This window comes from Klebsiella sp. w6 (genome assembly GCF_033100215.1).
Taxonomy (GTDB): domain Bacteria; phylum Pseudomonadota; class Gammaproteobacteria; order Enterobacterales; family Enterobacteriaceae; genus Klebsiella; species Klebsiella variicola.
In genome coordinates this window covers 4332758-4353508 of the sequence record NZ_CP136907.1, presented here as the reverse complement: position 1 = coordinate 4353508, position 20751 = coordinate 4332758, and the positions used below count along the sequence as shown (strand labels likewise).

At 58.6% G+C, this 20751-nt stretch carries 20 protein-coding genes; 3 read left to right on the top strand and 17 right to left on the bottom strand.

The annotated features are described in order from the left end of the window. Positions 1 to 165: 165 nt before the first annotated feature. A complete protein-coding gene (gene thiI, locus R0140_RS21360) occupies positions 166 to 1614 on the top strand; it encodes a tRNA uracil 4-sulfurtransferase ThiI (RefSeq protein ID WP_008805382.1) in 1449 nt (482 codons plus the stop codon). Positions 1615 to 1684: 70 nt separating this feature from the next. On the opposite strand, the gene R0140_RS21355 is transcribed toward thiI, so the two are convergent. The 3 genes from R0140_RS21355 to panE are packed head-to-tail and all read right to left on the bottom strand — an operon-like array spanning position 1685 to position 3679. Then, a complete protein-coding gene (locus R0140_RS21355) occupies positions 1685 to 2161 on the bottom strand; it encodes an SRPBCC family protein (RefSeq protein ID WP_008805383.1) in 477 nt (158 codons plus the stop codon). A 50-nt stretch (positions 2162 to 2211) separates the two neighbouring features. Further along, on the bottom strand, positions 2212 to 2805 hold the full coding sequence (yajL, locus tag R0140_RS21350; protein ID WP_008805384.1) for a protein deglycase YajL: 594 nt from the start codon (positions 2803 to 2805) through the stop codon (positions 2212 to 2214). After that, complete coding sequence (gene panE, locus R0140_RS21345) at positions 2768 to 3679, bottom strand: 2-dehydropantoate 2-reductase (protein ID WP_008805385.1); 912 nt, start codon at positions 3677 to 3679, stop codon at positions 2768 to 2770. The genes yajL and panE overlap by 38 nt, the downstream gene beginning before the upstream one ends. 217 nt (positions 3680 to 3896) lie before the next feature. Between panE and R0140_RS21340 the strand changes: the two genes are divergently transcribed. Then, on the top strand, positions 3897 to 4388 hold the full coding sequence (locus R0140_RS21340) for a YajQ family cyclic di-GMP-binding protein (RefSeq protein WP_002891465.1): 492 nt from the start codon (positions 3897 to 3899) through the stop codon (positions 4386 to 4388). A gap of 42 nt (positions 4389 to 4430) precedes the next feature. Here R0140_RS21340 and R0140_RS21335 read toward each other — a convergent pair whose 3' ends face one another. The 8 genes from R0140_RS21335 to R0140_RS21300 form a co-directional block, all read right to left on the bottom strand. Beyond that, positions 4431 to 5795, bottom strand: a complete 1365-nt coding sequence (locus R0140_RS21335) for an MFS transporter (RefSeq protein WP_012542696.1) — start codon at positions 5793 to 5795, stop codon at positions 4431 to 4433. A 159-nt stretch (positions 5796 to 5954) separates the two neighbouring features. Next, positions 5955 to 7133 (bottom strand): Gfo/Idh/MocA family protein, encoded by a 1179-nt coding sequence (locus R0140_RS21330; RefSeq protein ID WP_008805388.1) that lies wholly within the window; start codon positions 7131 to 7133, stop codon positions 5955 to 5957. A gap of 329 nt (positions 7134 to 7462) precedes the next feature. Then, positions 7463 to 8827: an MFS transporter gene (locus R0140_RS21325; RefSeq protein WP_012968830.1), complete on the bottom strand. Its 1365-nt coding sequence runs from the start codon at positions 8825 to 8827 to the stop codon at positions 7463 to 7465. Positions 8828 to 8837: 10 nt separating this feature from the next. Next, complete coding sequence (locus R0140_RS21320) at positions 8838 to 9656, bottom strand: sugar phosphate isomerase/epimerase family protein (protein ID WP_064160672.1); 819 nt, start codon at positions 9654 to 9656, stop codon at positions 8838 to 8840. A gap of 59 nt (positions 9657 to 9715) precedes the next feature. Continuing rightward, positions 9716 to 11407 carry an FAD-dependent oxidoreductase gene (locus tag R0140_RS21315; RefSeq protein ID WP_177341839.1) on the bottom strand — a complete coding sequence of 564 codons (1692 nt, stop codon included), beginning with the start codon at positions 11405 to 11407 and terminating at the stop codon, positions 9716 to 9718. A 10-nt stretch (positions 11408 to 11417) separates the two neighbouring features. Further along, complete coding sequence (locus R0140_RS21310; RefSeq protein WP_004204812.1) at positions 11418 to 11738, bottom strand: NIPSNAP family protein; 321 nt, start codon at positions 11736 to 11738, stop codon at positions 11418 to 11420. Between the two features lie 13 nt (positions 11739 to 11751). Next, positions 11752 to 13428, bottom strand: a complete 1677-nt coding sequence (locus tag R0140_RS21305) for an FAD-dependent oxidoreductase (protein ID WP_317703890.1) — start codon at positions 13426 to 13428, stop codon at positions 11752 to 11754. Beyond that, positions 13425 to 14246, bottom strand: coding sequence for a shikimate dehydrogenase family protein (locus tag R0140_RS21300; RefSeq protein WP_077139066.1), 822 nt, complete (start codon positions 14244 to 14246; stop codon positions 13425 to 13427). Before R0140_RS21300 ends, R0140_RS21305 begins: the two co-directional genes overlap by 4 nt. Before the next feature lie 152 nt (positions 14247 to 14398). On the opposite strand from R0140_RS21300, the gene R0140_RS21295 reads away from it, so the two are divergent. Then, positions 14399 to 15157 (top strand): IclR family transcriptional regulator domain-containing protein, encoded by a 759-nt coding sequence (locus tag R0140_RS21295; RefSeq protein WP_004177256.1) that lies wholly within the window; start codon positions 14399 to 14401, stop codon positions 15155 to 15157. Positions 15158 to 15193: 36 nt separating this feature from the next. On the opposite strand, the gene R0140_RS21290 is transcribed toward R0140_RS21295, so the two are convergent. The 6 genes from R0140_RS21290 to cyoA all read right to left on the bottom strand — a co-directional run bounded on the left by R0140_RS21290 (position 15194) and on the right by cyoA (position 20561). Beyond that, complete coding sequence (locus R0140_RS21290; RefSeq protein WP_004177255.1) at positions 15194 to 15526, bottom strand: hypothetical protein; 333 nt, start codon at positions 15524 to 15526, stop codon at positions 15194 to 15196. Positions 15527 to 15776: 250 nt separating this feature from the next. Then, positions 15777 to 16664, bottom strand: a complete 888-nt coding sequence (gene cyoE / locus R0140_RS21285; RefSeq protein ID WP_002891629.1) for a heme o synthase — start codon at positions 16662 to 16664, stop codon at positions 15777 to 15779. A gap of 11 nt (positions 16665 to 16675) precedes the next feature. Then, a complete protein-coding gene (locus tag R0140_RS21280) occupies positions 16676 to 17005 on the bottom strand; it encodes a cytochrome o ubiquinol oxidase subunit IV (RefSeq protein ID WP_002891634.1) in 330 nt (109 codons plus the stop codon). Continuing rightward, positions 17005 to 17616, bottom strand: coding sequence for a cytochrome o ubiquinol oxidase subunit III (locus tag R0140_RS21275; protein ID WP_002891635.1), 612 nt, complete (start codon positions 17614 to 17616; stop codon positions 17005 to 17007). Before R0140_RS21275 ends, R0140_RS21280 begins: the two co-directional genes overlap by 1 nt. Further along, positions 17606 to 19597: a cytochrome o ubiquinol oxidase subunit I gene (gene cyoB, locus R0140_RS21270; RefSeq protein WP_012542690.1), complete on the bottom strand. Its 1992-nt coding sequence runs from the start codon at positions 19595 to 19597 to the stop codon at positions 17606 to 17608. Before cyoB ends, R0140_RS21275 begins: the two co-directional genes overlap by 11 nt. A gap of 19 nt (positions 19598 to 19616) precedes the next feature. Then, entirely contained in the window at positions 19617 to 20561 is a 945-nt protein-coding gene (cyoA, locus tag R0140_RS21265) for a cytochrome o ubiquinol oxidase subunit II (RefSeq protein ID WP_008805398.1), read from the bottom strand. Positions 20562 to 20751: the final 190 nt, after the last annotated feature.

Genomic DNA, 20751 nt, shown 5'->3' with positions numbered 1-20751 from the left:
TGTTATGTCGCGACGGCAATACCGGGTATGGTAACGAAGTCACGCGTGTAAGCAAATAACGCGCAATGGTGATATACTCCGCGCCCAGGATGCAGGCACCGGTGTGCGCTGCTTTACAACTTTTGCTTATAGCCCCGTCGGGCTTGCCAACGAACTATTGTCGCCATGAAGTTTATCATTAAATTGTTCCCGGAAATCACCATCAAAAGCCAATCTGTGCGGTTGCGCTTCATTAAAATCTTAACCGGGAACATTCGTAACGTTCTCAAAAACTATGACGAGACGCTGGCCGTCGTCCGTCATTGGGATCATATCGAAGTTCGCGCGAAAGATGAAAATCAGCGCCCGGCTATTCGCGATGCGCTGACCCGTATCCCCGGCATCCACCATATTCTGGAAGTCGAAGACGTACCGTTCACCTCGCTGCACGATATTTTTGAAAAGACGCTGCCGCTGTGGCGCGAGGCGCTGGAAGGCAAAACCTTCTGCGTGCGTGTGAAGCGTCGCGGCAAACATGAATTCACCTCCATTGAGGTGGAACGCTACGTCGGCGGCGGTCTGAATCAGCATATTGAAACGGCGCGCGTGAAGCTGACCGACCCGGACGTCACCGTCAATCTCGAGATTGAAAACGATCGCCTGCTGCTGGTGAAAGGCCGCTATGAAGGCATCGGCGGCTTCCCGATCGGCACCCAGGAAGATGTGCTGTCGCTGATCTCCGGCGGCTTTGACTCCGGCGTATCCAGCTATATGCTGATGCGCCGCGGCTGCCGCGTGCACTACTGCTTCTTTAACCTTGGCGGCGCCGCCCATGAGATTGGCGTTCGCCAGGTCGCGCATTACCTGTGGAACCGCTTCGGCAGCTCGCACCGTGTTCGCTTTGTGGCGATTAACTTTGAGCCCGTGGTCGGCGAAATCCTCGAAAAAGTGGACGACGGTCAGATGGGCGTCGTGCTCAAGCGCATGATGGTCCGCGCCGCGTCAAAAGTCGCGGAACGCTACGGCGTGCAGGCGCTGGTCACCGGCGAAGCGCTGGGCCAGGTTTCCAGTCAGACCCTCACTAACCTGCGTCTGATCGACAATGTCTCCGATACTCTGATCCTGCGCCCGCTGATTTCGCACGATAAAGAGCACATCATCGACCTGGCGCGTGAGATCGGCACGGAAGATTTCGCCCGCACCATGCCGGAATACTGCGGCGTGATCTCGAAGAGCCCGACCGTGAAGGCGGTGAAGGCGAAGATTGAAGCGGAGGAAGAACACTTCGATTTCAGCATCCTCGATAAAGTGGTGGAAGAGGCGAGCAATATCGACATTCGCGATATTGCCCAGCAGACGGAAGCCGCCGTGGTTGAAGTGGAAACCGTGACCGGCTTTGGCGCTAACGACGCGATCCTCGACATCCGCTCCATTGACGAGCAGGAAGACAAGCCGCTGAAGGTCGAGGGCGTTGAGGTCGTTTCGCTGCCGTTCTACAAGCTGAGCACCAAATTTGGCGATCTCGATCAGAGCAAAACCTGGCTGCTGTGGTGCGAGCGCGGGGTGATGAGCCGTCTGCAGGCGCTCTATCTGCGCGAGCAGGGCTTCAGCAACGTGAAAGTTTATCGCCCGTAACGGGTTGCCATCCATATTGAAAAAGGCCTTCCCCGATGGAAGGCCTTTTTGTCATCCCCGGGCCAGCGCATTAGCGCAGGGTCATCGCCAGGTCATTCAGCTGATCGATGACAATATTCCAGCCCTCAAAAAATCCCATCTGCTCATGCTGCTCGCGAGTTTCATCATCCGCATGCAGCACCGTGGCCGTATAGCGACATCCGTCTTTTTCGTCGGCAAAGGTGATGATGGCCGTCATGGCAAAAGGGGACACGGCAGGACGATAATCCGCCGTCAGCATCGAGGTCATGACGATTTTTTGTTGCGGGATGACCGCAAGAAAACAGCCGGGATTATCGCTGCGTTCACCGTCAGGGCCGTGCATCACGGTATGAAAAGCCCCGCCAGAGCGAAAATCAAAGGCCAGCACCTCAGTAGACCAGGGCTTCGGGCACCACCAGGTTTTGAGTAATGCCGGGTCGGCCCACGCGCGCCACAGGGCAGAGGCTGGCGCGCTGAGCAGGCGGCTGATGACAAGATCGCGAGAATCGGTTGCGCTACGGGACATGCTACGACTCCTCAGGAAAAGGGGAGCCAGTCCGCGGCGCGGACCGGCTATCAGGCTTCGTAGTAATTATAGATGCCGGCGGCCATTACCAGCTGCGAGGCGACCTCATACGCTTTCTCGCGACCCACCAACAGGTCAATCATTTTCAGGGCGAAATCAATCGATGTCCCCGGTCCCTGGCTGGTTAACAGATTCACCCGTGGATCCCAGACCACCCGTTTATCCTGCCACTGATCGGCGGGGATATGTTCCTTCAGCGCCGGAAAACCGGTCATGTTACCGATTGGGAACAGCTGATGGGGCACCAGCACGGTCGCCGGGGCGGCGCAGATGGCGGCCACAATGCGGCCTGAGAGGTGGAACTGTCGGACGGTTTCCACCAACAGCGGGCTGTCGCGGAAGCACTCTGCGCCCTTGATGCCGCCCGGGAGGACGATGATATCGAAATCGCCATCGGCCACCTCGACCAGCGGCGCATCCGCCAGCAGTTTGACGCCGCGCGAGCAGACGATGGTCAGGCCGCCGTCGCTGGCGACGCTGGCGGTGGTTACCTTCACTCCGCCGCGGACCAGCAGATCAATAGTGGTGACCGCTTCGGTCTCTTCGCTACCAGGGGCGAGGCAAATCAGTGCCGACGCGCTCATATTCATTCTCCTTACGCTTGATCAATTCAAATAAGCGGGCGTTTTCCGGTACGGCAACGCCGTGGGCGCGGGCGCGGTTGAGCAGAAAACCGGTGATATAGTCGATCTCCGTGTGCCGCTGGGCGCGGATGTCCTGCAGCATGGATGAGATATTTTCTGCCGTACTTTCAATCACCTGTTCGACATAAAATAGCAGGTTTTCCGCCGAGGTATGAATACCTTCGCGCTCCATCACCGCCGCCACTTCCTGGCAAATGGCGGCAACCTCCTGCGGATAGTGGCGCAGATCGCCGTTTTTACATCCTTTGAGGGCGGTCAGAGGATTAATGACGCAGTTTACCGCCAGCTTGCGCCAGGTGGCCGAGTAGATATGGTTGTGCCAGGCGACATCCGGCAGTACGCTTTGCAGGACTTCCGCGAGATAGCTGTAGTCCTCCTCGTAGCTTTTCGCCGGACCGATATGGGTGGTGCCCTGGGCGACGTGGATGATCACATTCCCGTCGCGACGCGCTGCCTGGGTGGTGGAGGCCAGCAGCAAAGGCTGTTTCACGCCGCGCAGCTCCTCGACGGTGCCCATGCCGTTATGCACCAGCACAATTGGCGTAGTGACCGGCAGGATCCCGGCCAGGTGCTTCACCGCATTCGACACCTGCCAGGCCTTTAAGGTGACGATCAGCAGCTCGCTGCTGGCGAGAAAATCGGGGTCGTTGGCCGTCAGTGACTCGTTGAACACCGAGCCGTCGGTTTCAATGACATTGACGCTACAGAATGGCTGCGGTACGCGTAGCCAGCCCTGGACTTCATGTCCCTGTTTGCACAACGCGGTCAGCCATAGTTGTCCCAGTGCACCGCATCCCAGTACGGTTACTTTCATTGTTCCTCCTCATCTGCCGCTACCCCAGGCGCTGATGGCTAAAGTCTATCTCGTCGCTTTTCGCATTGTCGGACGGAAAGGGGGATTCGGCGTCGTCGGGCAGCACGGGGAAATAGCGCGAGCGTTGCGTAATCAGCTAAGCTTCCGGGATAACAAGTTGAGTTATGCCGCGTTGCAGGTATTATGCAACGCAAAAGAAACGGAAGGAGAGGAAAAGATGCCATCTTTCGATATTGTCTCTGAAGTTGATCTTCAGGAAGCCCGTAACGCGGTGGACAACGCGAGCCGCGAAGTCGAGTCGCGTTTTGATTTTCGTGGCGTTGAAGCCACTTTTGAATTAAACGACGCCAACAAAACCATTAAGGTGCTGAGTGAGTCTGACTTCCAGGTGAACCAGCTGCTGGATATCCTGCGCGCTAAGCTGCTTAAGCGCGGCATTGAAGGTACCTCCCTCGACGTGCCGGAAGATATCGTGCACAGCGGTAAAACCTGGTTTGTTGAAGCGAAGCTGAAGCAGGGCATTGAAAGCGCGGTGCAGAAGAAGATCGTCAAACTGATCAAAGACAGCAAGCTGAAAGTGCAGGCGCAGATTCAGGGCGAAGAGATCCGCGTGACCGGTAAGTCCCGCGACGATCTGCAGTCGGTGATGGCGCTGGTGCGCGGCGGCGATCTGGGGCAGCCGTTCCAGTTCAAAAACTTCCGCGACTAACGCGGCGGCAGACAGCAAAAAGCGGGGAATTCCCCGCTTTTTTTATACCCCTTTGATGAGCTGCTCGATCTCGAAGCGGTTGGTGACCTTGCTGTCGATTTTGATATACACCGAGCGCTCCTCAGGCACCACCAGCGCCTGATGAACCCCGTTGGCGTTCAGCAGACGCGTCTGTAGCGCGCTGTCGACCACCACGCCATCCGGCACCTCCACCCGCAGGCTGCTGACGTACGGCGGCTCGCTCATGGTACTGGCCACCAGCAGCCACAGCATTGCCAGCAGGGCGCCCAGCAAGAACACGGTTTGCGAATCAAAGAAACCATCGACCCAGCCGCCAAGCGCGCCGCCAATCGCCACGCCGAGGAACTGGCTGGTGGAGTAGACGCCCATTGCGGTGCCTTTATAGCCCGCCGGCGACTCCTTGCTAATTAACGATGGCAGCAGCGCTTCCAGCAGGTTAAACGCCAGGAAGAAGAGCTGGACGCCCGCCACCAGTTCCCAGAAGTAGCCTCCAGCGCCCCAGAGGACAATTTCCGCAATCAGCAGGATGGCGACGCAGAGCAGGAAGACGCGCTTCATTTTGCGCTTCACTTCGGCATAGATGATAAACGGCACCACCGAGATGAACGAGATAACCATGGTGACCAGGTAAATCTTCCAGTGCTCGGCGGCCGGAAAGCCAGCAGCCTCCAGTTGGCCGGGCAGCGCGACAAAGGTCGACATCAGCATGATGTGCAGGCACATGATGCCAAAGTTGAGCTTCAGCAGGCGTGGTTCCACCAGTACTTTGCTAAAGCAGCCCTTCACCATCCCGGATTCGCGGTTGAGCACGTGGTTATGGCTGTTGGGCACCACCCACAGGGTGAGCAGGATGCCGATGGTCGCCAGAATGGCGATCATCCAGAACAGCGCGTGCAGACCCAGCTGGTGGGTGACAATCGGCCCCAGCACCATGGCGATGGCGAAGGTGACGCCGAAGCTGACGCCGATAAAGGCCATCGCTTTGGTGCGGTTCTGTTCGCGAGTGAGATCGGATAGCAAAGCCATGACCGCGGCGGCGATAGCGCCGGAGCCCTGCAGGGCGCGGCCAAGAATGATGCCCCAGATAGAGTCGGTGAGCGCGGCGATGACGCTGCCGAGTACAAAGATGAGCAGGCCGCCGACGATCAGCGGCTTACGGCCAATACGGTCAGATAACAGTCCGAAGGGGATTTGGAAAATCGCCTGCGCCAGGCCGTAGATACCGATCGCCAGGCCAATCAGCGCTTCACTGGCGCCCTGCAACGCCATGCCATACGTGGTCAGAACCGGCAGGACCATAAACATGCCAAGCATGCGCAGGGAGAATACCGTCCCCAAACCCCAGGTCGCGCGCAGTTCCCCTGGCGTCATTTTGTTATCGTTCATTACCACCTCAATATAAAAACTGCGCCTAGTGTAGCGGCGGGGGGTAAGAAGCGTAAATAAATGTTTGTTTAACAGATATTACGGGGCTGTTGCGCGATGAGACAAGTTGGTAAAAATCAATAAACCAGTGGAGGGGGACTCCACTGGCGAGGGGAAAAATTAAGGTAAAGTAAAGTCAACCCACTGACTGCCAGCGTCAGCCGATTTGACGCACTGTTCGACCCAATAGACGCCGTGCAGCCCGGCTTCAACGTCCGGATACCAGAAGTCTTGCAGGAAAGCGCGATCGTCACGGTCCGTGGCGTCAATCGCCTGCGCATAGCGGCGATAGAGGTTGGCCCAGGCTTCGAATAGCCCTTCCGGATGGCCGCCGCCGATGCGGTCATCCGCCAGCGCGTTCGGCGACAGGTAGGGCATCCCGCGCTCAAGAATCCGCGCCGGCTCGCCCTGCACCTCATAGCTGAGCTGGTTAGGATGCTCATCCCACCATTCGATACTCGCTTTTTCACCGACGATACGCACTTTTTGCGAGTGCATGGCGCCGCTGTTGACCGCGCTGGTCCACATCGAGCCAACCGCGCCGTTGTCATATTCCATCAGGACAAAGGCGTTATCTTCCAGCGGCGCGCGGGAGGGGACAAAGCTCTGGCGGGAGCACATCAGCCGTTTGATATTGAGCTGCGGCGCCATGGTTTCGGCGACAAACAGCGGATGGGTGGCCAGATCGCCCAACACATAGCTGGGCCCGGCAAACTTCGGCGTCACGCGCCAGCGGGTGGATTCAGCCTGCAGCTCGACGGCCTGGTTATGAAAGCCGTGGGCGAACTGCATATTGACGATGCGGATCTCGCCGAGCAGTCCATCGGCAATCATCTGCCGCGCCTGCTGGATCATCTGATAGCCGGCATAGCCGTAGGTGACGCCGACGATTTTGTTCTGTTTTTTGCTCAGGTCCACCAGCTCGCGTGCTTCTTCGGCGCTAAAGCAGAGGGGCTTTTCACAGATGACGTGGAGGCCCGCTTCCAGCGCCGCTTTGGTGATGGCGAAATGGGTATTGTTCGGGGTGGTGACCGAGACGACCTCGATGCCGTCAGGGCGCTGCGCCTCTTCACGAAACAGGGTCTGATAGTCGGCGTAGCAGCGCTCCGGCGCGATGCCCAGTTGCTCGCCGAACGCGCGCCCGCGCTCGGCATCGACGTCAAGCGCGCCGGCCAGCAGGGTATAAACATTGTCACGCAGCGCCGCACAGCGGTGGCTGTAGCCGATCTGACTGGTTCCCCCGCCGCCGACCATGCCCCAACGCAGGGAGCGGGATAAGGGTTTCAGGCCGTTTAACATGGTGCTCTCCTTTTTGAAATCATTCGCACTCTGAGGCGCTCAATGCCGACGCCTGCGGCAACGCGCATCCGGATAGACTCACCTTAACTTAAGGAAATGTTTGTTCTGTTTCAATTGTGTTGTGGAATTTATTTTCCATATATGCGAGGGGGATCGAATTAGCGAAAGTTTCTTTTGGGCTGCGTTGAAAAGATGAGCGAGGGCTTATCGCCTCCCGGAGCAGAGCAGATTCTTGCGGGTGTTTTTCGTTCCGACTAAATATGAAATAAATTTTCTTTTTAGCCGCTGAGCCGGTGCAATCCGCAGATTGCACCGGGGAGCCGATGCCGCTATGACGCTCCGCGCACAGACGCGGGGGAAGGTGAAGCGGCGGGAGGATTACCGGCCGCAAAGATGCCTTTCGCCGCCAGACCTGCGACGGTGAGGGCTGCCGGGATACCGAGGATCAAAAAGACGCTTTCAAAGGGCAGGTTGAGCGCCATCATCTCGGCACCGGCAAAGGCGCTGAGAATGGCGCCGATGCGCCCGACGCCATGCATCCAGCTGGATCCCGTCGCCCGCGCCTGCGTAGGATAGTAGCGGGCGGAGAGGGCGTTCATACCGGTATTAGCGCCGTTCAGACAGGCGCCGCTGATAAACGCCAGCATACAGAGCAAGGCAAAGCTGCCCGCGGCGTAGCCCATCGCCATGGTGAACAGGCCGCCAACGGCGTAGATCATCCCCAGCGCGCGATGAGGGTTGATCCTGTCCATCAGCCAGCCGGCAAACAGCGAGCCGAGGGTGCCGCCCGCCTGGTAGATCGCTGTCATGATGGCCGCCTGGCTAACGGTCATTCCCACCGCTTTAACCAGCGTTGGCAGCCAGCTACCGAGGATATAGACCAGGAACAGCCCCATAAAGTAGACCAGCCATAGCATCAGTGAGCCGAAGCCGTACTGGCGGGAGAGCACAATGCGCATCGCGTTGCCGGCCGCCGGCTGCGCCGGCAGGGTAAATGTCACGTTGTCGCTGATTTGTCCGGGATAGAGACGGTTAAGAATGGCGCGAATGCGTGCGGCGGGCGCTTGTTTGATCACCAGAAAACGAACCGACTCCGGCAGCAGCCAGATAAGCAGGGGGGCAAACAGCAGCGGCAGAATGCCGCCGAGCGCCATCAGCGAGTGCCAGCCAAACTGCGGGATCAGCCACGATGCTGAGAATCCTCCTGCCGCCGCGCCGAAGGTGAAGCCGCAAAAGATGACGGTAATAATAAATGAACGCTGGCGTTCCGGAGCGTACTCCGACACCAGCGTCCCGATGTTTGGCATCGCGGCGCCCAACCCCAGGCCGGTCATAAAGCGGAAAAACATCATCTGTTCAATGTTGTGCGAGAAGGCGGTGGCGATGGTCCAGAAGCCGAAGAAAAAGACGCTATTGATAATGATTTTCTTGCGCCCCAGCCAGTCGGCGAGCGGGCCAGAGAAAATCGCCCCCAGCGCGAGGCCGATCAGCGCGGCGCTGATCACCAGGCCTAGCTGGTGGTTGCTTACCCCCCATTCCAGCTTTAGCGTCGGGGCGATAAACCCCATGATCGCGATATCAAAACCATCGAGAGCGATAACGCAAAAACCGAGAAAAATGATCTGCTTTTGAAAGCGGCTCAGCGGGTTACGGTTTATTAACTCTCTGACATCCAGGCGTTGAGTCTGTGTCATAGCGTATTCCTTATGCGCAGGAGCGCAGGTAGGGCTGCGCGGCATTGAACAGTAATTGCGCCCGCTGGAGCGGCGGCAAGGCGCCCTGCTCGCCGTCGAGCGGCACTTCGAGGGAGACCGGCAGCGTTGCCGGCAGGGCCGACATTAGACCGTGCAGATCCAGACCGCCTTCCCCTGGCACGTTGCGCGCCGAGCGGGCCTGACGGATGAGTTCCTGTTCGCTCTCCGGCCTCTGCGCCGCGCCATCGCAGAGCTGCATATAGTTGAGATGATGCGCGGGCAGGCTGGAGAGGGCGGCGAGCGATTCTCCCGCGCGCCAGAAATGAAGGGCGTCCACCAGGATGCCGATATCCTCCCGCCCGCTGGCGGCGATCATCGCCTGCGCATCGGCGATAGTGCGCAGTTGGGTCCAGGGCATCGGCTCAAGGTTCATGGTCAGCCCATAGGGGCGACCGGCCGCGGCGAGGATAGCCAGGTTGTCGGCGCTGCGCTGAAGGTTGTCATCATTGCCGGCGACTAACACCTGTCCGGCGCCAAGACGCGCCGCAGTCTCCATAAACCGCTGCAGCCGATCGTCGAGAGTAAACCCGGGGGTCAGGCGGACGATCTCCACGTCTGAGACGCGGATGCCGGTTTCCATCAGCGCAGACAGCGTCGCGCGGACGGCGAGGGTATCGCCCAGCATGTCGTAGTCCGGGTCGGCCGGTGTGGCGGGAAGCAGCCGCAGACCAACGTGGGTAAAACCGGTTCTGGCCGCTATCCGCACCTGTTCGGGAGGAGGGACATCGAGCAGGGTCAGCGCGGCGAGCGATAGGGTACGCATGTTCATAAAGGGCTCCGGTACAGTTGCAGGTGAAGATAGTTATGGGTATTGCCGTCCCTGGTCGTTTATTGCTTTGTTTTTATTGTGTTTTCCGCCAGATTTTTACCCACCAGATAGCCGAAGGTCATGGCGGGTCCGAGGGTTATCCCTCCGCTGGGGTAATAGCCTCGCATCACGCTCGACATGTCGTTGCCGATGGCGAACAGGCCCGGTATCGGCTGCTGCTGTCCATCCAGCACCCGGGCGTGTTCGTCGGTTTGCAGTCCGCTGAAGGTGCCCAGCGAGCCGGGCAGAATGCGCACCGCGTAAAACGGCCCTTCGCGCAGCGGTCCGAGCGTCACCTGATGGTCACCCTGAGCGCGGTTATAGGCTGATGCCCCGCGGTGAAAATCGACGTCTTCGCCAGTGCTGGCGAAGTGGTTAAAGCGTTCAACGGTTTCCGCCAGCGCATTGGCGTCGATGGCGCACTGCTTCGCCAGCTCCCCCAGCGTGTTTCCCCGCTGCAGATAACCGGTACGCAGCCAGGCGGTGGGGGTGAAGGGGAGCGGTCTGGCATGGCCCAGGCCGTAGCGACGCAGCGCGCGACGATCGGCCAGCAGCCAGGCCTGCGGCGTGTCGCCCGCGGGTGTGGCCGCCAGCAGGGCGGCGATAAAGTCATGATAAGAGTCGGCCTCGTTAACAAAGCGTTTGCCGTTGGGCAGGACAGCGATCACCCCGGGCTTGGCGCGTTCCACCAGGTGGGGAAACATCAGCTGCTGACCGCTGGCCAGGGTGATGCGGGACACCGGCGCCCAGGCCAGCGGGTGGCGCAGGCGGGTGTCGAACTGGCCGCCGACGGATTCGCCAAGCCTGATCCCCTCGCCCTGATTGTCCGGCGGTGCGGCGGAAAAATGGCCGTAACCCTCCGCCGCGTGGGGCACCACCTGCGCCAGCCGCTGCCGATCGTGGGGAAAACCGCCGCAGGCCAGCACCACGGCCCCTGCTTCGACGTGAATTTCCCCGCTGTCGCTGCGCAGCACCGCGCCGGACACACCCTGCGGACCCTGCAGCAGCCGGACCACCGGGGCATTGAGCTGAAAGCGCACTCCGGCGTCGAGGGCGGATCGCAGCAGACGGGCGACCAGCGCATTGCCATTGACCAGATGCTGCCCTCGTCCGGCGCGCAGCCGCTGCCAGCCGTGGCGCAGCAGGCGGCGGACGGCATACAGCGCGGAGCGCGGCGAGCGGGTGGCATTGAAAAAATGCGCCATATCCGCGCCGCCGGCGATGCCCATCCCGGCAAGGCTGATGGTCTCCAGCGGCGGACGCAGTCGGTGGAGCCAGTCGCCGAGCTGACGGCCATCGTAGGGCTGAGCGGTGACCGACCGCCCACCGCTCGCCGCGCCCGGCGACGCGTGAAAGTCCGGCATGGCACTGCCTGAGAGAAACTGCACTGCCGTCCTGTGATGAAAAAAATCCACCATCTCCGGCCCGTGGCGCAGGAAGGTCTGCAGGCGAACGTCGGCGGCTTCGCCCCCCATCTCATGCTGCAGATAGGTCAGCGGGGCGTCAGCCGCTTCGTCGATGCCCTCCGCCCGCGCCAGCGGGTTGCGGGGGATCCACAGCCAGCCGCCGGACCAGGCGCTGGTCCCGCCGAGTACTGACGTTTTCTCCGCCACCATGACGCTGGCGCCGTGCATGGCCGCGGTGACCGCGGCAGAGAGTCCCGCCGCGCCGGAGCCGACCACCAGCACATCCACCTTCACAGGCCTGCTCATGATGGACTCCTTACTGCAATGGTGAAAAAGCGGTGGGGCGCATCAGCACCGACTCCAGGCGTTCAACGGCGGCCAGTTCGCGATTTTTCCGCGAAAAGGTCTGCCAGCGTTCGTCCTGCGCCATTCGCGCGCGGCGCACCAGGCGATCGTCCAGGCTTTCATAAGCCCAGATGTGCACCACCTGATTGACCACGCCGATCTCGGTAAAAAAGAAACCGATCAGTTTGCCGAGATGGTCGGTCTGCACCGCCAGGGCATCGCTTTGGTACAGCGCCAGCCAGTCGGCCATTTTCAACGGATTGATGGTGTACGTGCGTTTTTCGTAGATCATGATGTTTTCCTGATTAGTGGGGGGAGTGTTGTGCCAGATGGCAGGCGGCGAGGTAGCCAAACGTCAGCCCCGGGCCGAGGGTGATGCCGGGACCCGGGTAGGTGCCGGCCATCAGCGAATCCATGTCATTTCCCACCGCGTACAGCCCCGCGATGGGTTTTCCTTCCACGTTGACGACCTGTGCATCGGCGGTGGTGACCAGGCCCCGCGACGTTCCCAGATCGCCGGTATAGAGTTTGATGGCATAGAACGGCGCGCTGAGCAGGGGGGCGTTACAGGCGTGAGGCTGTTGACCCGGATCGCCCATCGCCCGGTTATAGCTGTTGCCGCCTTTAGCAAATTCCCGATCCACGCCCTGCGCGGCGTCGCGGTTGTAGCGGGCAACCGTCTCGCTCAGCGTTTGGGCATCCAGACCAAGCTGTTGCGCCAGCGTCTCCAGGGTGTCGGCTTTGTACAGATAGCCGGCGGCGATCAGGGCGTCATTATTGACCGGCGCCGGGCGTGCCAGCCCGAGGCCGTAACGCTTCATCGCCTGGGCGTCGCAGAGTAAAAAGCAGGGGGCATTTTCCGTAGCGCGCTGCATCGCGCTGGCGAAATGGTGATAGGAGTTAGACTCGTTGACGAAGCGTACCGCCCGCTGATTGACGGCAATCACGCCCGGTTTGGCCCGGTCGGTTACCAGATGGGGGAAGCGCTCCTCGCTGCCGTCGGCCCGGGTCAGCACCGATACTGGCGCCCAGAAAAAGTTGGAGGCCCGATCGGCTCCCTCGCGAGCGTTAAGCGCCGCCGCGAGATGCAGCGCGGCGCCATCGTTGGCCGGCGGCGACATGGTGAAGTGTTCGCGGGTATGTGGCCGATAGCGCGCCGCCAGCGCGCCCGCGGCAAAGCCGCCTGCGGCCAGCACCACCCCGCGGCGGGCGCGCAGCGTCTCTCTTTGCCCGTGATACTCAATCTCCACCCCGCGGACCGCGCCTTGCGCTTCGCACAGCGCCAGAACATTGACATTCAGCCGCAGGTTCATGCCTTTACGCAGCGCCGTTGTCGCCATGCGGGCTATCAGCGCATTGCCCATCGCCAGGCGGGTGCCGCGAGGGTACTTCACCCGGTCGCGGGCGTAGCGCAGCAGTAGCCGGGTGCAATGGGCCAGGGAGCGTAGCGAGCGCCGCATGTCGAGAAAATGTTGAATGTCGACGCGGTTGACCATCATCCCGCCAAACAGCAACATCCCCGGCGGCGGTGAACGCAGGTCGCGAAACGCGTCCCCCAGTTCACGACCGTCATACTCCACCACCTCCAGCGCACGACCGACGTCGACCGCGCCGGGTTCATCCGGATAGTAATCAGGGGAGAGCGGGCGCAGGCTATATTTCACCGCCCCCTCGCGATCGAGAAAGGCCAGCGCCTCACGCCCGGCGCTAACAAACGCTTCGGCGAGATCTTCACGGTACTGGCTCTCGCCGATAATGGTCCGCAGGTAGGTTTTCATCGCCTCGGCGCTGCCGCTTTTACCCGCCGCACGCGCCTGATCGGTATCGTGCAGCCACACGGCGCCACCGGAGATAGCCGAGGTGCCGCCGAACTGGCCGGCTTTCTCCAGCATCAGCACCGACAGCCCTTTGCAGCTGGCGGTGACCGCGGCGGCAAAGCCAGCGGCGCCGCTGCCGATGACGATCACATCCCAGCTCTTCATGCTGCCGCTCCCTGCGCCGGCGGGATGGCGCCGATAAACTGGCCCATCAGCGTCATCTGCGCCAGCGCCATTTCCGGCCCGGTCTGCACCCGGCAGCCGCGGGCGGCGGCGAAAGTGAGCAACGGCGTCATCACCGGGGCGGTGACAACATCAGCCACGTGGGTGGCGCTGTCGAGCGTATCCAGCAGCGCCTGCGGCAGGGGCAGCTCATCAAATCCGGCCATGCCGGCCGGCGAGCCATTAACCAATAGATCGACGCCGTGAAGGGTGTCCGGCAGCGCGCTCAGTTGTACCGCCGGGAAGGCCTCAGCCAGAAGGTCATGCAGGCGTTGCCGGGTGGTCGGGTTTTGATCGTGCAGGGCCAGCTGACGGATCCCCGCCTCGCACAGTCCCCAGGCGATGGCGCTGCCGACGCCGCCGCAGCCAGAGAGCAGCGCCTGCTTACCTGCCGGTTGAAAACCCTGCGCCTCGGCGGCGAGCTGAAAGCCGACGCCGTCCAGCATATCGCCCTGCAAACGGCCATCCGCCAATTTGCGGATCACATTGATGGCGTTGAGTCGGCGGGCGCGGGGGGTGAGCTCGTCGACCAGCGCGGCGGCGCGCTGCTTATGCGGCACCGTCACCAGCACGCCGGTCATGTTCTGCCAGCCACGCAGAGCGTTGAGGTAGCCGACTACCGCGTCCGGGGCGATATCCACCGGGATCATGACGCTGTCCATGTGCTGTTCAGCAAAGTAGCGGTTGAAGTTATCCGGTGATTTGACCTGGGCGATCGGATGACCAATCACGGCAACAACCTGGGTAGTTCCACTGACCATTTCAAACCTCATTTGTTAAATGAATGTTGTGAAAGTATTTCAGTGGAAGCTGGGAGCGACAACGCAGAATTCGGACATGTCGGTTGTTAATCGCACGATCGCTGCGATAATCGCAGGAAATCGATAATGATGTTGCAAAAATGTGAGCGAATATGCAAAACACCATTCATCCACGCGATCTGATCGTCGGTTTACAAAAAGGGCTGGCGTTAATCCAGCTTTTTTCCAAAACCTGCCCAAAACTCACCGTCGCCCAGGCGGCGAAAATGAGCGGCCTGACGCAAAGCGCCGCGCGGCGTTTTCTGTTGACGTTGCTGCATGAGCGCTATCTGCAAACCGATGGGCGTTATTACTGGCTTACCCCGAAGACGCTGCGGCTTGGTCAGGCCTACGTCGATTCGGCGCAGTTTCCCCGCATGGTGCGGCCAATTGTCGAATACATCGCCAGCCGGACCGAGGAGCACGCCTCGGTAGGGGTGGTGGATGAAGATGAGCTGGTCTATATCGCCCGCAGCCGGCATACGCCATTTAACTCCACGTCGGTTCGGCTTGGGGAGCGGGTGCCCATCTTCTGTACCGCCGGGGGACGGTTATGGCTGGCTTCGCTGCCGGAAGCTGAGTGCGAGGCAGTTCTGCAGCGTATTACCCGGGAACAACGCACGCCCTATACGGTGACCGACGTCGCGTTGCTGATGGAGAAAATCGCCCAGGTGCGGCGCCAGGGTTATGCCACCATTGAACAGGAGTTTGAGATTGGCATGCTGGTGCTGGCGGTGCCGTTAACTGACAGGGAAGGAACCTGGTGGGGCGCGCTGAGTCTGACCAGCCATCAATCGCGCACATCGCTGGAAGCGTTATGTCACGACCATCTCGATCTGCTCTACAGCGCGCAGGCGATGCTGGTGAGCTAAACAGGGCAGCAGATGCGCTGCCCTCAAAGATGTTGCTTACGCCGACGCGTTGTTCAGGAAGCTGTTCCAGTTGCTGGCGGCGTTATCTACGAAGATGTTCCAGTTTTTGCCAGCGGTGAGGACAAAGTTTCCCCAGTTTTCGCTACCAGTGGTCACAAAGGTTTCCCAGTTTGACTGCCCGGTCAGGAAGGAACCAAACGCCATCGCGCTGTCGCCGACGAAGGAGGCAAACGCGCTGCCGGAGGTGAGAACAAAAGAGGTGAAGCCGACGCCCGAGTTGGCAACAAAGCTGGCGAAGCCGCTGGCCGCGCCGAACAGGTTAAAGCCACCGGAGATGTACTCCATTTCGTTTAGTGTTAACTCTTTCATTGCAATTCCTTGTAGTAATGATTTTCCAAATGGGTGGGTAAACCCGGTGCAAAAGGTAGCACTGCTGTCGTGCACAGCGCGAGTCAGGTCCGCTGTGTATTAGCTCATTTTTTCCTCATTTTTTGGCAGGAGAGCAGCGTAAACGGCCGGAAGCGGGGAGGGGAGTATGAAATGAGAAAGAAAGCGGTGAGGAAGCAGAAAAGAAAAAGCCCCGTAAAAACGGGGCTTTATATCGCACTGGAGTGGGAGATTATCTCACGTAAGCCAGCAGGCTATGTGAATCCGGCACCATAAAGTCAACGGACATCATCACGGACAGCGCGGTGATGGCGACGATGGAAAAGACGAACAGCTTACGCGCCCAGACTTTATCATCGGCCACTTTATAGCCACGCAGCGCCATGCCCAGCCACCAGACGCTGACCGCTGCCGCCACGACCAGGTATTTATACCCGGCGTAGCCGCCCAGCGAGAGCATCAGGGTCGCCACGGCAAAGGCAACGATGTACAGCGTAATATGGTTTTTGGCGACCGAAATGCCTTTCACCACCGGCAGCACCGGAATGTTCGCCGCCTGATAATCCTTAAAGCGGAAAATCGCGATGGCGTAGGAGTGAGGCATCTGCCACAGGCTAAAGATAGCCAGCAGGATCGCCGCACCGCTGTCGAAATCACCGGTGACCGCGCAGTAGCCAATCACCGGCGGCGCGGCGCCGGAGAGTGAGCCAATCAGCGTGCCATAGACGGAGTGGCGTTTCATGTACAGGCTGTAGACGCCGACATAAACCACGAACCCCATCACCCCCAGCCAGCAGGCCAGCGGATTTGCGCCGAACCACAGCAGCATGAAGCCAGCAATACCCAGCAAGGTGGCGTACACCAGCGAAGCTTCTGGCGAGATCAGCCCTTTGACCAGCACCCGGTTTTTCGTCCGTTCCATCTTACGATCGATGTCCCGGTCGATGTAGTTGTTGAATACACAACCCGAGGCGACCACCAGGGATACTCCAAGGAGCGTCCAGACGAACAGCGGATAGTCGATGTGGCCTTTGGAGGCCAACAGGAAACCGCCGATCACGGAGATCAGGTTGCCAAAAATAATGCCTGGTTTCGTTACTTGCAGGTATTGCTTAAACATACTCGCCGCTCTTAGTGCATCATCATGTTGTAGTTCAGGTTCCACATAATCCAGATGGAGCCGACAACCACGATCGCAATGATGATTACGGTGAAGATAAATGCGGTCAGGTTCCAGCCTTCATCGGACTTGCTGTTCATATGCAGGAAGTACACGAGGTGTACCACGATCTGCACCACAGCGGTCACCAGAATGGTGCCAAGGATAACCGCATGCGAGGCGGAGCCACTCATCACCATGGCGAACGGAATGACCGTCAGGATGATGGACAGGATAAATCCTGTCATGTAGCTCTTCACGCTGCCGTGAGAAGCGCCGCTATGATCGGTAGAATGACTCATTACATCGCCCCCATCAGATAGACAACCGAGAACACGCAGATCCACACGACGTCCAGGAAGTGCCAGAACAGGCTCAGGCACAGGATACGCGTGCGGTTAGTGCTGGTCAGGCCACGACGTGAAACCTGGAACATCAGCACCGCCATCCAGATAAGGCCAGAGGTCACGTGCAGACCGTGGGTGCCGACCAGCGCGAAGAACGCCGACAGGAAACCGCTACGATCCGGACCGAAGCCTTCCATGATCAGGTGATGGAATTCATAGATTTCCATCCCGATAAAGCCAGCGCCAAACAACCAGGTCAACGCCAGCCAGGAAACCACCTGGCTCTTGTTGTTTTTGTACATGGCGATAGCCGCCATGCCGTAGGTGATGGAGCTGAACAGCAGCAGTGCGGTTTCAACCAGAACGAACGGCAGTTCGAAAATATCTTTGCCCGTCGGTCCGCCGGCCGTGCCGTTCACCAGAACGGCATAGGTAGCAAACAGCGTAGCGAAGATGATGCAGTCGCTCATCAGGTAGATCCAGAAACCGAATACCTTCATCGGTCCTGTATCATGGTGCCCGTGTTCATGCGCGTGGGCAGTATGCGCAAGAGTATCAGTTGCCATTTTTCAGCCCTGCTTTGTTAATCTCATCGAAATGCTGTTTTTCCAGTTTTTCGACTTCTGCAACCGGTACGTAGTAATCCACGTCCTCGTCAAAGCTCTTAATAATCCAGGTCGCTACGATGCCGATGAAGCTGGCAATCGCCATCCACCAGATATGCCAGATCATGGCGAAACCAAATACCGTAGCGAAGGCGGCAATGACGATGCCGGCGCCGCTGTTTTTCGGCATATGAATTTCTTCATAGTGAGCAGGCTGTTTGTACGCTTCACCTTTCTCTTTCATTTCCCAGAAGGCATCACGCTCGTGAACCTGAGGAACGATAGCGAAGTTATAGAACGGCGGTGGAGAAGAGGTTGCCCACTCCAGCGTACGACCACCCCATGGGTCACCGGTCAGGTCACGGTTCTGATCGCGGTCGCGAATAGACACGTAGAACTGAATCAGCTGGCACAGGATACCGCAGGCGATCAGCGCTGCACCGCAAGCTGCAACAACCAGCATCGGGTGGAACTGCGGATCGATCTGCTGGCTCAGACGACGGGTCATACCCATGAAGCCCAGCACGTACAGCGGCATAAACGCCACGAAGAAGCCGATGATCCAGAACCAGAAAGCGCGTTTGCCCCAGGTTTCGTTCAGGGTGAAGCCAAAGGCTTTCGGCCACCAGTAGGTCAGACCTGCGAAGCAACCGAATACTACGCCGCCGATGATAACGTTATGGAAGTGCGCGATCAGGAACAGGCTGTTATGCAGAACGAAGTCCGCGCCCGGTACCGCCAGCAGCACGCCAGTCATCCCACCGACGGAGAAGGTCACGATAAAGCCGATAGTCCACATCATCGCTGAGTTGAAGACGATGCGACCCTGATACATGGTGAACAGCCAGTTGAAGATCTTAACCCCGGTCGGGATCGCGATAATCATGGTAGTAATACCGAAGAAGGCGTTTACGTTCGCGCCAGCACCCATGGTGAAGAAGTGGTGCAGCCAAACGATGAACGACAGAACGGTAATACAGACGGTTGCCCACACCAGAGATGTGTAACCGAACAGACGCTTACGCGAGAAGGTCGCGGCGATTTCGGAGAAGACCCCGAACACCGGCAGAACCAGGATGTACACTTCCGGATGACCCCAGGCCCAAATCAGGTTGATGTACATCATCATGTTGCCACCCATATCGTTGGTAAAGAAATGGGTGCCCAGGTAACGATCCAGGGTCAGCAGCGCGATGGTGACGGTCAGAATTGGGAAAGAGGCGATAATCAGGATGTTAGCGCACAGAGATGCCCAGGAGAATACCGGCATCTTGAACATGGTCATGCCCGGGGCGCGCATCTTGATAATGGTCACGAAGAAGTTAATACCGGTCAGGGTAGTACCGATACCGGAGAGCTGCAGCGCCCAAATCCAGTAATCGACCCCTACGCCAGGACTGTATTCAATTCCCGACAGCGGCGGATAGGCCAGCCAACCGGTCTGCGCGAACTCACCGACGCCCAGAGACAGGTTAACCAGAATCACGCCCACAACGGTGAACCAGAAGCTCAGGTTGTTGAGGAACGGGAAGGCCACGTCGCGCGCGCCGAGCTGAAGCGGAACCACCAGGTTCATCAGACCGATAACGAACGGCATCGCCACGAAGAAGATCATGATAACGCCGTGGGCGGTAAAGATCTGATCGTAGTGATGAGGCGGCAGGAAGCCTGCTTCCCCGGCCGAGGCCAGCACCTGCTGGCTACGCATCATAACGGCATCAGCAAAGCCACGCAGCAGCATGACGATTGCCACGATAACGTACATGATACCGAGACGTTTGTGGTCGACAGAAGTCAGCCACTCGTTCCACAGGTAGGACCACTTACCGAAGTAAGTGATGGCAGCCAGAAGCGCCAGTCCCCCAATGATAATCGCAGCCACCGTAACCACGATAATGGGTTCGTGGTAGGGCACTGCATCCAGTGTAAGTTTTCCGAACATCGTTTTCTTCCTCGGCCCCTTAGTGAGCGGTTTCCGCGTGGCTCATGTCCATGCCTTCCATCCCGTCGTGAGCAGCGTGCTCGCCTTCAGGTTTGGACATGTTCATGCTCTCGTGAGACATGAATTTGTTCACAACATCTTTGAACAGATCCGGCTTCACGTTAGAGAAGTATTCCACTTTGTTGTATTCGCTAGGCACAGCCACTTTATCGAACGCGGCCATGGAGTCCATGGAGTTCGGCGACTGTTTGGCTTTTTCAACCCACTGATCGAAGGTTGCACGATCCGGAGTAGCAATCGCTTTGAACTTCATACCTGAGAAGCCCGGGCCACTGTAGCTAGCGGAGATACCGTCATAAGTACCAGCTTCGTCAGCAATGAGGTGCAGTTGAGTCTGCATCCCGGCCATTGCGTAAATCTGGCTACCTAAGCGCGGAATGAAGAACGAGTTCATCACCGAGTTAGAGGTCACTTTGAAGTGTACCGGTACGTTCGCCGGGAAGGCGATTTCGTTAACGGTAGCAATACCCTGTTCCGGATAGATAAAGAACCATTTCCAGTCCATCGAAACGACTTCGATGGTGATTGGTTTCTCGTCGTGGGCAAGCGGTTTGCTTGGCTCCAGTGCGTGAGTGGTTTTCCAGGTCAGAACGGCCAGGAACAGGATGATCAGAATAGGTACCGTCCAGACCACAGCTTCCACTTTATTGGAGTGTGACCAGTTCGGGCTATACTTCGCATCTTTATTGCTCGCGCGATACTTCCAGGCAAATCCTACTGCCATCAAGACGGCGGGAATAACGACAATCATCATCAGGCCGAAGGCCGTCAGAATCAAAGAGCGTTGCTCCAGTCCAATCTGTCCTTTTGGGTCAAGGAGTGCAGAATCACAACCACTGAGTAATACAGTACTTGCGATTAATGACATCCATCCCAAACTTTTATTGTATTTCCTGAGTCTCATTGAACGACCTCAATTCCACGGGATCTGGTGGCGTTTAAAGTGTACGGGCATTTTACGGTAAGGTTGCATTACTGTAAACATGATTGGATCTCTGTCAGTTCTGTGTTAGCGGCTTCTGCTTGGTTTGTCACATATGTTACGTAGTGTTACGTAATCGCTTGCAAAGCCTGATTTTCGTGGGATTGATAAC

Bases quoted from the DNA above. Each gene is read 5' to 3' on its own strand.
- R0140_RS21320 (WP_064160672.1), bottom strand. From the start codon at position 9,656: ATGAACATGCGTACCCTATCGCTCGCCGCGCTGACCCTGCTCGATGTC.
- cyoB (WP_012542690.1), bottom strand. From the start codon at position 19,597: ATGTTCGGAAAACTTACACTGGATGCAGTGCCCTACCACGAACCCATT.
- R0140_RS21340 (WP_002891465.1), top strand. From the start codon at position 3,897: ATGCCATCTTTCGATATTGTCTCTGAAGTTGATCTTCAGGAAGCCCGT.
- R0140_RS21295 (WP_004177256.1), top strand. From the start codon at position 14,399: ATGCAAAACACCATTCATCCACGCGATCTGATCGTCGGTTTACAAAAA.
- R0140_RS21325 (WP_012968830.1), bottom strand. From the start codon at position 8,827: ATGACACAGACTCAACGCCTGGATGTCAGAGAGTTAATAAACCGTAAC.
- cyoE (WP_002891629.1), bottom strand. From the start codon at position 16,664: ATGTTTAAGCAATACCTGCAAGTAACGAAACCAGGCATTATTTTTGGC.
- cyoA (WP_008805398.1), bottom strand. From the start codon at position 20,561: ATGAGACTCAGGAAATACAATAAAAGTTTGGGATGGATGTCATTAATC.
- R0140_RS21280 (WP_002891634.1), bottom strand. From the start codon at position 17,005: ATGAGTCATTCTACCGATCATAGCGGCGCTTCTCACGGCAGCGTGAAG.
- R0140_RS21335 (WP_012542696.1), bottom strand. From the start codon at position 5,795: ATGAACGATAACAAAATGACGCCAGGGGAACTGCGCGCGACCTGGGGT.
- R0140_RS21310 (WP_004204812.1), bottom strand. From the start codon at position 11,738: ATGATCTACGAAAAACGCACGTACACCATCAATCCGTTGAAAATGGCC.
- yajL (WP_008805384.1), bottom strand. From the start codon at position 2,805: ATGAGCGCGTCGGCACTGATTTGCCTCGCCCCTGGTAGCGAAGAGACC.
- R0140_RS21330 (WP_008805388.1), bottom strand. From the start codon at position 7,133: ATGTTAAACGGCCTGAAACCCTTATCCCGCTCCCTGCGTTGGGGCATG.
- panE (WP_008805385.1), bottom strand. From the start codon at position 3,679: ATGAAAGTAACCGTACTGGGATGCGGTGCACTGGGACAACTATGGCTG.
- R0140_RS21305 (WP_317703890.1), bottom strand. From the start codon at position 13,428: ATGAAGAGCTGGGATGTGATCGTCATCGGCAGCGGCGCCGCTGGCTTT.
- R0140_RS21355 (WP_008805383.1), bottom strand. From the start codon at position 2,161: ATGTCCCGTAGCGCAACCGATTCTCGCGATCTTGTCATCAGCCGCCTG.
- R0140_RS21290 (WP_004177255.1), bottom strand. From the start codon at position 15,526: ATGAAAGAGTTAACACTAAACGAAATGGAGTACATCTCCGGTGGCTTT.
- R0140_RS21315 (WP_177341839.1), bottom strand. From the start codon at position 11,407: ATGAGCAGGCCTGTGAAGGTGGATGTGCTGGTGGTCGGCTCCGGCGCG.
- R0140_RS21300 (WP_077139066.1), bottom strand. From the start codon at position 14,246: ATGGTCAGTGGAACTACCCAGGTTGTTGCCGTGATTGGTCATCCGATC.
- thiI (WP_008805382.1), top strand. From the start codon at position 166: ATGAAGTTTATCATTAAATTGTTCCCGGAAATCACCATCAAAAGCCAA.
- R0140_RS21275 (WP_002891635.1), bottom strand. From the start codon at position 17,616: ATGGCAACTGATACTCTTGCGCATACTGCCCACGCGCATGAACACGGG.